This window comes from Nostoc sp. NMS4 (genome assembly GCF_017115095.1).
Classification (GTDB): domain Bacteria; phylum Cyanobacteriota; class Cyanobacteriia; order Cyanobacteriales; family Nostocaceae; genus Nostoc.
In genome coordinates this window covers 1-12705 of record NZ_JABXKI010000287.1, presented here as the reverse complement: position 1 = coordinate 12705, position 12705 = coordinate 1, and the positions used below count along the sequence as shown (strand labels likewise).

Annotated in this window: 11 protein-coding genes and 1 pseudogene; 5 read left to right on the top strand and 7 right to left on the bottom strand. The window is 41.3% G+C overall.

The window, feature by feature from the left end; all coding sequences use genetic code 11:
• The 4 genes and pseudogenes from HWQ37_RS27050 to HWQ37_RS27035 form a co-directional block, all read right to left on the bottom strand.
• Nucleotides 1-139, bottom strand: a pseudogene (locus HWQ37_RS27050) (photosystem II q(b) protein); the annotation flags it as partial.
• 253 nt (nucleotides 140-392) lie between these two features.
• The gene (locus HWQ37_RS27045; protein WP_292753413.1) at nucleotides 393-1067 is read right to left on the bottom strand and encodes a DUF2834 domain-containing protein; all 675 of its coding nucleotides are present in this window, start codon (nucleotides 1065-1067) and stop codon (nucleotides 393-395) included.
• Nucleotides 1068-1300: 233 nt separating this feature from the next.
• Nucleotides 1301-2449, bottom strand: a complete 1149-nt coding sequence (gene hrcA / locus HWQ37_RS27040; RefSeq protein ID WP_292753411.1) for a heat-inducible transcriptional repressor HrcA — start codon at nucleotides 2447-2449, stop codon at nucleotides 1301-1303.
• 452 nt (nucleotides 2450-2901) lie between these two features.
• Nucleotides 2902-3234, bottom strand: a complete 333-nt coding sequence (locus HWQ37_RS27035) for a rhodanese-like domain-containing protein (RefSeq protein WP_292753408.1) — start codon at nucleotides 3232-3234, stop codon at nucleotides 2902-2904.
• 158 nt (nucleotides 3235-3392) lie between these two features.
• Here HWQ37_RS27035 and HWQ37_RS27030 point away from each other — a divergent pair, with 158 nt between their 5' ends.
• The 3 genes from HWQ37_RS27030 to cysE all read left to right on the top strand — a co-directional run bounded on the left by HWQ37_RS27030 (nucleotide 3393) and on the right by cysE (nucleotide 6964).
• On the top strand, nucleotides 3393-5054 hold the full coding sequence (locus HWQ37_RS27030) for a DUF3352 domain-containing protein (protein WP_292753406.1): 1662 nt from the start codon (nucleotides 3393-3395) through the stop codon (nucleotides 5052-5054).
• A 432-nt stretch (nucleotides 5055-5486) separates the two neighbouring features.
• Entirely contained in the window at nucleotides 5487-5975 is a 489-nt protein-coding gene (locus HWQ37_RS27025) for a hypothetical protein (RefSeq protein ID WP_292753403.1), read from the top strand.
• A 224-nt stretch (nucleotides 5976-6199) separates the two neighbouring features.
• Nucleotides 6200-6964 carry a serine O-acetyltransferase gene (gene cysE, locus HWQ37_RS27020; RefSeq protein ID WP_292753400.1) on the top strand — a complete coding sequence of 255 codons (765 nt, stop codon included), beginning with the start codon at nucleotides 6200-6202 and terminating at the stop codon, nucleotides 6962-6964.
• A gap of 45 nt (nucleotides 6965-7009) precedes the next feature.
• Here the strand turns inward: cysE and HWQ37_RS27015 are convergent, their stop codons facing one another.
• Nucleotides 7010-7594: an Npun_F5749 family FMN-dependent PPOX-type flavoprotein gene (locus HWQ37_RS27015; protein ID WP_292753397.1), complete on the bottom strand. Its 585-nt coding sequence runs from the start codon at nucleotides 7592-7594 to the stop codon at nucleotides 7010-7012.
• Between the two features lie 168 nt (nucleotides 7595-7762).
• Here HWQ37_RS27015 and HWQ37_RS27010 point away from each other — a divergent pair, with 168 nt between their 5' ends.
• On the top strand, nucleotides 7763-9115 hold the full coding sequence (locus tag HWQ37_RS27010) for an ATP-binding protein (protein WP_292753394.1): 1353 nt from the start codon (nucleotides 7763-7765) through the stop codon (nucleotides 9113-9115).
• Nucleotides 9072-11114, top strand: a complete 2043-nt coding sequence (locus HWQ37_RS27005; RefSeq protein WP_292753391.1) for a tetratricopeptide repeat protein — start codon at nucleotides 9072-9074, stop codon at nucleotides 11112-11114. The genes HWQ37_RS27010 and HWQ37_RS27005 overlap by 44 nt, the downstream gene beginning before the upstream one ends.
• A 653-nt stretch (nucleotides 11115-11767) precedes the next feature.
• On the opposite strand, the gene HWQ37_RS27000 is transcribed toward HWQ37_RS27005, so the two are convergent.
• Nucleotides 11768-12214 (bottom strand): hypothetical protein, encoded by a 447-nt coding sequence (locus HWQ37_RS27000; RefSeq protein ID WP_292753388.1) that lies wholly within the window; start codon nucleotides 12212-12214, stop codon nucleotides 11768-11770.
• A gap of 299 nt (nucleotides 12215-12513) precedes the next feature.
• On the bottom strand, nucleotides 12514-12705 hold a 192-nt coding region (locus tag HWQ37_RS26995), incomplete at its 5' end, for a DUF4090 family protein (RefSeq protein WP_292753385.1).

Genomic DNA, 12705 nt, shown 5'->3' with positions numbered 1-12705 from the left:
AAGCGGTAGCGGCTAGCAAGGTGGGGATCATTACTACGCCGAACCAACCGATGTAGATCCGGTTGTTGGTGCTGGTGATCCATTCGCAGAATCGATCCCATACATTGGCGCTTGAGCGCTGTTGTAAGGTTGTTGTCATGGTTTTATAAATGCGATTATTTGCAGATGAATTAGGTAGGTTTGACTACCTGTTACACATCTTAAATAATTTATTGCGTTTTGTAAAGTACTTTCAGAAAAAACTTTCTCTTGGGATTTACGCAGCCACAAAAAATCCCCAAACCTTTGAAAAAGCCAGGACTTTGGGTGATATCACTTTGGATTTTAGACTTTCCTGCGGAACGCTACGCTCAGTCGAACGATTTTGGATTGTGAAAAATGTACTTTATTCTTCAATTCGTTGCTGGCTGCTTGGATATGGATTCTATACTCACTTCTTGTAAAGGTGGACGCACAGATAAATAAACCAATGGGCCGAATAGTGGTATTAACGCTATTAACCAGAAAAACTGGGGATTTTTCCAACCGCGACGTGCCATATCATCCCCCAGCAATGTGGGAAATAATAGGGAGAGTAGACAGAAATCTATGCTCATCACATTGATGAAGCGGTTAGTCTGCCACTGTTGCACAAAACTGCCCCAATCTCCTCCTCTTAAACCGTAGGCAACTAGAATAACTGTGGCTACCGTTAACACAAAACCAGTCACACGAGAATCTAGCAACTTGAGCAAGGTATTCTTTTGACCGAGAAACTGATTATTTGGTTCTCGTAGGGCTAAGTACGGCAACAAGGCAAAAGCACCAACTGCAAAAGAAGCAGTAGAAAACAGCCAAGCAGGTATTTTCTGTCCTCTACCATCAATAAAAACTACTGCGCTGTAAATAAGAGGCCAGATGCCCATGAGGTTGAATAATGCTATTACTAACGGGTTAATGCCTTGCCACTGGCCAAGAGAAAGGTTTTTAATTAACTCGAATGTATCGGGTTGATCGGGAGGCGCGAGGAAAAAAGCATAAACCACAAACCCCAGCCACAGCACGCCAAAGGCAATTTTTCTAACCATGAAAGATTTCGGTAGTATTAATTATTGATTTTGCCGCTACAAATCCGGCTCTCTTCTTGTTATTATATTGTTGGTTTGCCTAGACCCGTAGCAGCTTGTCCCTAAATATCACCCGATGAGCCGATCTATTTAAGTTGCATAAAACTAAGGCTGTACTGGTTCTACGAACCCGTAGGGTAGCCCTTACTAAAAGCGGATGATTCTGGAAAAATGAATGATAATTAGCTTAGTATTTAAGGATTGAAATAACTGAAAGCTTCTGAGAGATAATCAGCAGCAGATGCGACTACTGCGATCGCACTTTCATAATCTAGGCGCGTTGGCCCCAAAACTCCCACACTTCCTACTGGTATTGAACCTCGGCAATAGTTAGAAGAAATCAAGGTGCAGGTGCGTATCGGTTCTAGAGGATTTTCTGCGCCAATGCGAACCGTTACCTTTGGTTTACCACCATCCTCTGGTTCTGGTTCCTCAAATATTAATCGCCACAGTTGGTCTTGTTCTTCTTCCAACAGCTGGATAATCGTTTGTACTTGCTGTAACTGGGAAAATTCTGGCTGGCGCAAAACTTCTGACACACCCCGAACCATAATTTGGGTTGCAGTCGGTGCAAGAGTGCGACGAGTCAATTCAGCAACTGAGTTTTTTAAGAATTCCCCATAGCGTTGGAACTCTTGATCTAGTTCGCTCCAGTTGAGGTAGCCTAATTCCAACAAACTTCGCCCCCGCAAGTGGGTATTCAAAAAGTTAGAAACAATCTGCAACTCGCGATCGATTACCTCTGAATCCCGTTGTGTTTCTTCTGGTATTGGCGACAAATCCATCAATTTGGAATGTGTCTCGTAACCATCTGTCACCACAATCAGCATGATCCGTCCGGCTTCAACTTGCACTAATTGCAGATGTCGCAATAGTGCTGTAGTCGTTTGCGGCATAGTGATCAAGCTAATGCAACCACTCAAGGTTGCTAATATCTGCGCGGCTCCTTGCAGTAGGGTTTCTAAACTGCGATCTTGCCACTGTAGCTGCTTTTGCAGTGCCATTTCTACTTCTCGCCCTACAGTTTCCGTGCTTCGTGGAAGCAAGCTAGCAAGAGCATCTGTCTGCGACACGTTGCGCGATCGCAGAGAAGGTGTAATTAGCTGGTCAACATAAATACGATAGCCTGAATCTGAAGGTACACGTCCAGCAGAAGGGTGTGGTTGGTAGAGCAATCCAGATTTTTCTAAAACGCCCATCACATTGCGAATTGTCGCCGAGCTTACACCGAGGTCGTACTCCTCGACTAAAGCCTTTGAACCAACTGGCTCTGCCGTAGCAATGTAGTGACGTACCGTTGCCCAAAGTATATGCTGTTGTCGATTTGTTAACTGAACTTCCATTATGGTATGTTTTACTGAAGGCAAATTTTAATCAAACTCTGAAAAAATTTGTCGGTTTATCGAAAACAGAGAATATTAATAATTTATTAAGATAGCAAATTATATAACTATATTATGATAAGTATTTTTAAAGGTAATATACATAAGCGTTTTCTAAGACTAAAGCTGGAATAGGATCTCAACTTTTGCAAAAAAAGTTGCTAGTTATAATGTACCCTCGTAACGCTTGTTTCTAACCGCACTTTTGCACAAATTTGCATTTGCAACAGTATTATTAGATACGTGTTTTTTTCAAGGACTAGCGATCGCCTGTGATTTAGTCTAATCGAAAAATTTCATGCAGATGTACTTGATGCCCAAATTCCAAGCTTTCTGAAAGCCTCTAAAGTGATGTACTGCTATCTTTAGCATAGCAAAAGTCAGATGGAAGAGGAGTTCCACCTGAGCAAAAGCTAATATTGAGGAATTGAAGAATCTACTAATAGGGAATAGGCATCAATACCGCCCGAAATATTTTGCACGTTTGTAAAACCTTGAGCAATCAACCACTGACACATCTGGGCAGAGCGGATACCGTGATGGCATAGCACAAGGGTTTCAGCTTGGGGATTGAAGAGGGTAGGAACTTGATCTCCCCATTCGGTAAATTGACTTAAAGGTAGGTTGACAAAGCCCTCAATGCTAGCGATCGCCAATTCTTCTGGTTCACGCACATCTACTAGCTGAATACTCGCATCACTAGAAGAAAGACGTTGCGCCAGTTCTTCTACACTAATTTGGTTCATGGGTTGACTAAAAGAATTCCCTATAAACAGTCCTAATCCTATTTATGGTGACAGAAAATCTCTGCCTTTGCATGAGTATCCATTCTCAACAGGGTTGATTAATTCTGCTAGGCTTTCTGCTTAAATGGCTGTAAACCGTCTTTTTTAATAGGTTTAATGTGAATAGGCAACGTTCATTTATCAGTTTTATCGTAGCTGGGGCGATCGCCCTGCTAGTAATTGCGATCGCCAGCTTTTACTGGTTTTTCGCTAAAAGTCCGGCTAACCTCATTGCTTCAAGCTCTGGGCCTAGTGCAGCCATATTCGTGTCAAAACTTGCGCCTGTAATGGTTTCATTATTGACGAATCCTGACCGTTTACAGGCGTTGGAACGGGAAGAGGAACTATCTAAACTCAAAACCAGTTTATTCGCCAAGAGTGGCATAGATTACAAACAAGACATTCAACCCTGGTTAGGAAACGAAATTACATTAGCTATCACCACCTTAGATATCGATCGCGACTTAGAAAACGGACAGCAGCCAGGGTATCTGTTAGCACTAGCAACCAAGCAACCGGAGAAAAGCCGCGAGTTTGTCGAATTGTTGTTTTCTAAACGGGCGTTAGCTGGAGTAAACTTAGCTGTTGAACAATATAAAGGCGTAAAACTGATTTCTGACAATTCTCAACCAGAACAAGACTTGCTTGCTGGTGCTGTTGTCGGTGAAGGCTTTGTGTTGTTTGCCAACGATCCGAAAGTACTACGAGATGCGATCAATAATGTCCAAGCGCCCGATCTGAATTTGACTAGTTCACCCGAATACCAAAAAGCTACCAAGGAACGGCTCAAAGGAGGTTTAGCTGTAGCTTTCTTGAATCTTCCCATCGTGGCAAAATGGCAAGGGTTAGAGTTACCAGAACAGCTTTATAACAGCCAAATCATCTCCTTAGTGTTGAATCCCAAAGGATTGCTGGCAGAAACTACCTTTTTGACTTCATCGGAAATTGTCGCTCCATCTGCACCGCTATCTAAACCTGTGGGAGCATTGCAGTATATTCCAGCATCCGCAAGTTTAGCAATTTCCGGCTCGAATTTGAGTAATTTAGCTGACAGCGATTTAGCAAAACTTTGGAGACAAGCAACAGCAACTATATATGGTTCTGGTGAAGATGTGGTTTCTCGGTTAGCAAAACCTTTGGCAGATGTTCAAAAAAGCTGGGGTATAAACTTTCCAGAGGATATTTTTAGTTGGGTAGTAGGAGAATATGCTATCGCATTGTTACCTGAGAAAGAGCAAACAAACCCACATTGGATTTTTGTGGTGGAAAAATCCGAGGGTGTAGAAAAAGGTGTTGCTCGATTAGATGCGATCGCATTATCCAAAGGACTGAGCATCAATACCCTGAATATAGATCGGCAAAAAATCTCCGCTTGGACAGAGTTAACCACGGCGACAAAAAAAAGTGATGTCAAAGAAGGAACATCTTTCAACATTGAAACAAAAGTACAGGGATTGCATACAACTTTAGGAAATTACGAAATTTTCGCGTCTGACTTAGAGACAATGGATGAAATTCTTGCAACCAAGGATAATTCCATAATTGACAATTCTAATTTCAAAGATAGTATCGCCGCAATTCCCCTACCAAACCAAGGCTATATATATCTTGATTGGACAAAGAGCCAGAATTTGTTAGAGCGTCAAGTACCGATTCTCAAACTAGTGGAAGTCTTAGGTAAACCATTTTTTAATAATTTGCGATCGCTCACAGTTAGTAGTTATGGAACTGACACGCGATCGCTTAAAGGTGGCGTTTTCTTCAAACTCCATAATTCGTGAGATTTTCATAGAAGCTTAAAGTACAGAAGGGAAAAATTCTTTTCCCTTTTGTACTTTCTTGACTCATAAGGGACTTCCAAATAAAAAAATGTTCCAAAACTGACGCAAAAACTCTCTCTATTTCTCCTCTCTCTGTGTCTCTGTGGTTCGTTTATTTGGATAATTTATTTCTTGGAAGTCCCTAATATTTACGTACATATTATGTAAAATTTGCTAATTAATGACTTGATTGCTAAAATCTCCCACTATCAACGAGCGCAATTTAATGCTGCTGTTTAGATAGAGAAATAACCTAGCAATTAGCTGTATACTTTCTAAAACATTAACTGTGGCACATTTGAATGTGGCACAACCAACTGAAATTTCACTGGAAATTTTTCACTAGAATATGTATATATCATTACTAACTTAAAAGCCTGTTGGAGGGCTACTATGAAATACTGTCGCCCCCGACTTCTTCACGGCGGTTGGCTATTGGCTATACTTACCGCCATCACAGCTACCCCTGTAATAGCACAGACAGCAAACTTTGGCAGTTTCAATTTATCAACAAATTTCGATCCAGCACAAGGAACAGTGCAGGGCTTTACAGGCGGTTCTTACTCATTATCTGCCATCATTAACCGCGATCGCGATCAAAAAGCCTGTATTGGTTTTGCCGATCCCCAACCAGATCATATTATGGTTTTGGAAAAAGACTTTTCCCAGCTAACAATCCAAGTCGATAGCAACAACAACGACACGACTTTACTTATCCAAGGGCCAGATAATACTATGATTCGTTGCGGTGATGACACTGGCAAAAGTAAAGATGCTAGCGTTAGCGATCGCAACTGGAAAAGGGGTACTTATCGGATTTGGGTAGGTACATTTAATCCTGGAGTCAAGCAGGATTACACTCTGAAAGTGGAGCAGCAGTAAAAAAACGCGATTAATCGCATCTGTACAGGATTTTGGAGAAATGCCCCATGCCCAATGCCCTTCAGGAGTGCTGAGTTAGGAGTTAGGAGTTTTGTTTATCTCCTTGTCTCCCTCATCTCCCCCATCTCCCCAATGCCCAATGCCCCATTTCAAATTTTTAGGTGTACCACTTGAGAAGATAATATGGGAGAGTAGCTTGTTGTGCTTTCCGAGGGTGCTATCTCGTGCTATCTATACTGCGTGCTGACTTTCGTATCATATTTGAACGTGACCCAGCTGCCCGTAACTGGTTGGAAGTTTTATTTTGTTACCCTGGTTTGCAAGCCCTGTTATTCCATAGGCTGGCTCACTGGCTGTATAGTTTTGGTCTTCCCTTTATTCCCCGCCTGATTTCTCACTTGGCTCGGTTTTTGACTGGAATTGAAATCCACCCTGGTGCAACAATTGGGCAAAGTGTGTTTATTGACCACGGGATGGGTGTAGTAATTGGTGAAACTGCGATCGTGGGAGACTATGCTCTAATTTATCAAGGTGTCACCCTTGGGGGTACTGGTAAAGAATGTGGCAAGCGCCATCCAACTGTAGGGGAAAATGTCGTAGTCGGCGCTGGAGCGAAGGTACTGGGCAATATCCAAATTGGCAATAATGTCCGTATTGGTGCTGGTTCTGTTGTTTTGAGAGATGTGCCTTCGGACTGTACTGTGGTAGGTGTGCCTGGGCGAATTATGTATCGTTCTGGAGTTCGGGTTTCACCTCTAGAACACAATAACTTACCAGATTCAGAAGCTCAAGTAATTCGTGCTTTAGTAGACCGCATTGAAGCATTGGAAGAACAAATACAAACTCTTCAGCGCACCAATTCTTCAGAGAAAACTCCTGTTTTAGTGGGTTGTTTAGCCGCCAAAGAGGATGAGCCAACTCACGATACTCGCTGGTGTAACCTCAAAGATAAGACTATCCAGCAGTTTCTAGATGGTGCTGGCATTTAGTTGAAAGTCAAGGGTTAAGGGTCAATCTTTTGACTCTTGACTAAATCATGGATTAATCGCTTGGCTAGACCATTCTTGCTGATCATCGCGTTGATAAAGCGATCGCGTTTGGGGTTCGCCGCGTAATTCTAAATGATCTACCTCCACCGGCTCGAGTAGCAGTAGACAAAAATTAGGTACTGGCTGCATGCGATCGGGTGCTGGTGGTGCAAAAGCTTCTGGGTTTTCAACTCTGAGTTTACCAGGATGCGGCCAGACAAACTGTAAACGCGCCGCATCACTTAATTCTTGCCACATTGCGATCCGCGCTGGCTGTAAATTCTGGTGAGAATCATCACTGCTTACCAAAGTCAAACAACCAGTGATGCGGAATTGTTCTCGTGTATTGGGGAAATACCAGCAAACTTCTGCCCAAGGTTGTTGCTGTATCTGGTCAGTTTTGGCGCTACGGCGATCGCTAATAAATTTTAGCTGGTTGGTATCTTCTAGAAAGCCACGAAATACTACAGTCCGATTGGCGGGGCGATCGCCTTTCTGTACTGTTGCTAGTTGCAGGTAGCGGGCATAAACAAGGCTGCGGTTGCGATGGAGTGCATGGGCGATCGCGCTTCGCCAAGGAGCAAGAGACATTATACAATTCTGTTGGTAATCTAACGCTAGGTATTCCTGAACATCCTACCACTTCAATACTCCTAGTTGAGCGCCAGTGATTCCTAAAAGTTTTCTAACGCCAAGAAGCTTTATGAGTCGGCTGCTGTAAAATATGTATATATAAATTCTTCATATAAATAACACCTCATGAGTTCCTTACCTGCTAATCGTGCTAATACCCTCAAAGCTGCTTTTCGTGTTTGTGATGTAGCTCCTTTAGTGAGTAGTAGAGATATTGAACGTTATTATGTTAATTTATCAAAAGTTCGTAAGACAGAGGCAATTAATACTATTAAAAAACGCTTAGATTTTCTGGAACCCGCAGAATTTTGCAGCCTTCTATTTACTGGACATCGGGGATGCGGTAAAAGTACCGAATTAAGGAAGATTCAGCAAGAATGGGAATCTCAATATAAAGTTATTTATATAGAAGCCGACGCTGAACTAGATATATTAGACGTAGAATACACAGATTTATATTTGGTAATTATTAAAAAAGTTGCTGATGTCTTATACACATCGGAATTAAATTTTGATGCAGAACTTTTAACTAATTTTGAGTCTTGGTTTAAAGAAATTACTCAAGAAACTGAACAAACAGTTGAAAGGTCAGTAAGTATCGGTGCTGAGGCAGAAGCAGGAATAAAGATTCCCTTTCTTTCAAAGCTCTTGGGTAAAATACAGGCTCAAATTAAAGGTGCTGACAAACAAAGAAAAACGGTTCGTCAGAATCTACAAAAAGATATTGGTCGTTTACAAGCAGATATAAATTTGCTGTTAGGTGATGCCTTTGTCAAGCTTAAATCAAAATACCCGGAATTTGAAAAAGGATTTTTAATTATTTTTGATAACTTAGACAGAGTGCTTCCAAATGTAGCTAAACATTTATTTTTTGATTACGCATTTCAATTACAAAGTCTACATTGTACGATTATCTATACAGCGCCAATTTCTATAGTCTATTCTGAAAATAATTTGACTAATTCTTTTGGCACACCCAATATTGTGCCGATGGTCAACATATATGAATTTGAACAAGACAAAATCGATCTAGATCATAATGACGATGGTCTAACAGCAATTACGAGTTTAATTGAACAAAGAGTTGAAGTAGATGCAGTGTTTGAATCGCGTCAACTATTGGTAGATTTAGCGAAAGCAAGCGGCGGTCACATCCGCCAATTGATGCAAATAGCATCACAAGCATTTCTTATAGCCGCAACTCGCAATCGCGAAAAAGTTACTGCCGATGATATTACCTATACTATTAAGCAAGAGCAGTTTAATTTTGAACGGAGTATACCAGCAGGATACTATTCTGCGTTGGCTGCGGTATGTATCAACAAGGATGTTTCTAAAGATGAAATCGCCAGGTTAATGCTGTTCAGTCTTTGGGTTTTTGAGTACAACGGCATAAATCGCTGGAATTACGTTAATCCAGTTGTGAGGCAAATCCATGCTTTCCAAGAAGCACTCAAATCAGCTACAAGTAACCCCTGAGTTAAATTTACAAAAAGAAGCTTTTGTGCAAATAAATCAGCAGTCATTAGCGGAACTGTTAACCTTTGTTGACTTTGCTGACACTCAGTTAACGATTGGGTTTGTTGCTGTTAATTTTGCTGAAGATAGAAATACTTTAATTGAAATCCTCGACAACCATCCTCAATGTCAAGATATTCAGTTTGAAATTCTCAATTTTGCTGATCCGAATTTGCGTTTTTTAAGAGATGAGATTATTCGTGATTTAAAAGAAGTTCATTTAGAGCCAGATAAAAAATTAGTCTTAGTTGTTATGGGTTTAGAAAAGTCTATTGGTTTGTCTGGAAAATATCCGCCTGTACTCCAAGACTTGAACTTTGTCCGAGACGCTTTTACTAATAGTGTTCCTCACCCTATACTGATATTTTTGCCAGATCATGCCCTAATGCGTTTGGCAAAATATGCTCCAGATTTTTGGGCATGGAGAAAAGGAGTATTTTATTTTCAAACTGTCCAGTCTACTCAAGACTTGGCTATTGAAAAAACTATTCAGTCTGAGAGAATATTAGGAAGTTTAGATTTACCAGAAAGGCAAGAGCGGATTGATTTACTTGAGCGCTTGCTAATGGAAGAATCAACTGATGTACGCACCCGCGCTACTATTTCAAAGGAGTTAGGGGTTGCTTACAGGAGTATTGGTGATGCGAAAAAAGCAGAAGATTTTTTGCTAGAAGCTTTAAAGTTAACTGAAGAAGATGAAAATTTAGCAGGAATCAAAGCCAGCGTTCTTCACGAACTGGGTTACATATATAATAATTTGGGGGAATGGGATAAAGCGATCGCACTCTACAATCAGTCTTTGGAAATAAATGAAGGCATTGGTAATGTCCAAGGCAAGGCAGCGACGTTTCACCAACTGGGAATTCTCTACGCCGAAAAAGGGAAAGTAGATGAAGCGATCGCACTCTACAATCAGTCTTTGGAAATAGATAAACGTATTGGAGATGTCCAAGGTAAAGCGGCAACGTTGCACTGTCTGGGAATTCTCTACGCCGAAAAAGGGGAAGTGGATGAAGCGATCGCACTCTACAATCAGTCTTTGGAAATAAATGAACGCATTGGAAATGTCCAAGGCAAAGCGGCGACGTTGCACTTTCTGGGAAATATCTACGCCAACAAAGGGGAAGTGGAAGAAGCGATCGCACTCTACAATCAGTCTTTGGAAATAAATGAACGCATTGGAAATGTCCAAGGCAAAGCGGCGACGTTGCACTTTCTGGGAAATATCTACGCCAACAAAGGGGAAGTGGAAGAAGCGATCGCACTCTACAATCAGTCTTTGGAAATAAATGAACGCATTGGTGATGTCCAAGGTAAAGCGGTGACGTTGTTCCAACTGGGAATGATCCACGCTAACAAAGGGGAAGTGGATGAAGCGATCGCACTTTTCAAGCAGTCTTTGGAAATAAATGAACGCATTGGTAATGTCCAAGGTAAAGCGGCGACGTTGCACCAACTGGGACGTATCTACGCCGACAAAGGGGAATTAGATGAAGCGATCGCATTCTACAATCAGTCTTTGGAAATAAATGAACGCATTGGTAATGTCCAAGGCAAAGCGGCGACGTTGTACGAACTGGGACGTATCCACGCCAACAAAGGGGATGTGGATGAATTGATCGCACTTTTCAATCAGTCTTTGGAAATAACTCAACGTATTGGAGATGTCCAAGGCAAAGCGACGACGTTGTACCAACTGGGACGTATCTACGCCGACAAAGGGGATGTGGATGAAGCGATCGCACTTTTCAATCAGTCTTTGGAAATAAAAGAACGCATTGGAGATGTCCAAGGCAAAGCAATGACTTTGTGGTGCTTAGGAGATTTGGCAGAACAGCAGGGTGAATACACTAAAGCGATATCCTATTTGCAACCAGCTTTAGAGATTTTGCAGCGATTGAAGTCACCGGATGCTGAAAGTGTGCGTGCAAGTCTTGAGAGGGTAATGGGTAATTCGTAATTCGTAATTACAGCACCAAAAGATTTTTTATCTCACACAAAGGCGCAAAGACGCAAAGAAGAACGCGAGAGTATTTTCTAAATAAATGAAAATTGCTGTAATGAGTCTTTAATACTCGTGGATGAGTCTTTTATACTCGCGCGAGAGTCTTTGATACTCGTGAATGAGTCTTTGAACTGCATTAATGAACCTCAGAGCTTCATTTGTGAACCTCAGAGCTTCGTTCGTGAACCTCGGAGCTTCATTCGTGAACCTCGGAGCTTCGTTCATGAACCTCAAAGCTTCATTCGTGAACCTCGGAGCTTCGTTCATGAACCTCAAAGCTTCGTTGTGGACTTTATTAATCTAGCAAAATGTTTTTAGAGAATGTTTTAAAAGTGTTCGGCTGTAATTTTAGGCACTTCTAGATCCCCCCTAACCCCCCTTAAAAAGGGGGGGAACCGGAATCAATCAATCAAAGTCCCCTTTTTTAAGGGGGATTTAGGGGGATCTAACGACCAGAGAACTTTTAAAACAGCAAAGGCTTCAGATATTGATATAACCTGAGACTTTCTAAAATTATTCTTAAACAAAAATATTTCCGACTTCTTTAAGAAGGAAGCCGGAAATTTAAAGTTTTCGATTTTTACAAATCCAATAGGATTGCTATATCTCTATTTACCAAAAGCATCCTTGATATTATCAACAGTACGTTCAACTGCATTCTTTGTGTTGTCTACTGCGTTTTTAGTCCGAGCGGTATCTTCGTCTGCTCTTTTCTGAATTGTCGCTGCGTCTTTCTTAGCTTTGCGCCCAATAAAACTACCATTGTCTGTTGATTGGTCAACTTTGTTGGCATTGCTCTTGGCAGCTTGCTTAACTTTATCTGCTGTATCTTCGATGAAATTTTTGGTTCGTCCAGCATCTCTACTAGCTTTTTCTTGAGCGCGATCGCCCGCATCTGAAGATGCAATTAAGGTTGCAGCAGGATCAGCCATTGCTGAGGTGTTCGAGAAAAATGCACCTTGCCAAACGAAAGCGATCGCTAACATACAAAACAGCGCTGTGGCCATCCAGCGTTTTACGGTGGAAAGCTGTTTTGCAACATAATTTGATTTCATACAATACAGTCTCATGTGATTTAGTATACTATTTCTACTTCATTTAGGTTATTAGCCATATCAATCCCCAGATAGAAGTTTTAACGTCAATAGTTATGAAATTAATTCACTATTTTGAGAGATTGAATTTTGAGCAAAGATTATTTCCTGGTAATTAAAGGTCGAATTCAACAGTTTACAGATTTTGAACATGGGCGATACCTACGGTATCGCCCTTGATTTAATTAACTTGCGATCGCAATAAAGTTTGTAGTAAGCACTTTAGTCCTAATAATCTTTGCTTTGAGCGATGAATCGCATTATTTACCGCTATAAAAAAAGGCAATTTCTTTTTCTTTTAGGGGTGCGAAACCAGCATCTACGAGTAATTGGTCAAGTTCTGCTTGGGGAATGTGTTTTGCGCCAATTCGCACAATCCGCGATCGCATAGTATTAGATACACCACTGCGTTGTCTATTGCCTTCTAGCGCCATAACTTTACCATAAAGTTC

Coding starts and splice junctions, on each gene's coding strand:
- hrcA (WP_292753411.1), bottom strand. CDS start 2,449: ATGGAAGTTCAGTTAACAAATCGACAACAGCATATACTTTGGGCAACG.
- HWQ37_RS27000 (WP_292753388.1), bottom strand. CDS start 12,214: ATGAAATCAAATTATGTTGCAAAACAGCTTTCCACCGTAAAACGCTGG.
- HWQ37_RS27025 (WP_292753403.1), top strand. CDS start 5,487: ATGAAATACTGTCGCCCCCGACTTCTTCACGGCGGTTGGCTATTGGCT.
- HWQ37_RS27035 (WP_292753408.1), bottom strand. CDS start 3,234: ATGAACCAAATTAGTGTAGAAGAACTGGCGCAACGTCTTTCTTCTAGT.
- HWQ37_RS27015 (WP_292753397.1), bottom strand. CDS start 7,594: ATGTCTCTTGCTCCTTGGCGAAGCGCGATCGCCCATGCACTCCATCGC.
- HWQ37_RS27005 (WP_292753391.1), top strand. CDS start 9,072: ATGCTTTCCAAGAAGCACTCAAATCAGCTACAAGTAACCCCTGAGTTA.
- HWQ37_RS27010 (WP_292753394.1), top strand. CDS start 7,763: ATGAGTTCCTTACCTGCTAATCGTGCTAATACCCTCAAAGCTGCTTTT.
- HWQ37_RS27045 (WP_292753413.1), bottom strand. CDS start 1,067: ATGGTTAGAAAAATTGCCTTTGGCGTGCTGTGGCTGGGGTTTGTGGTT.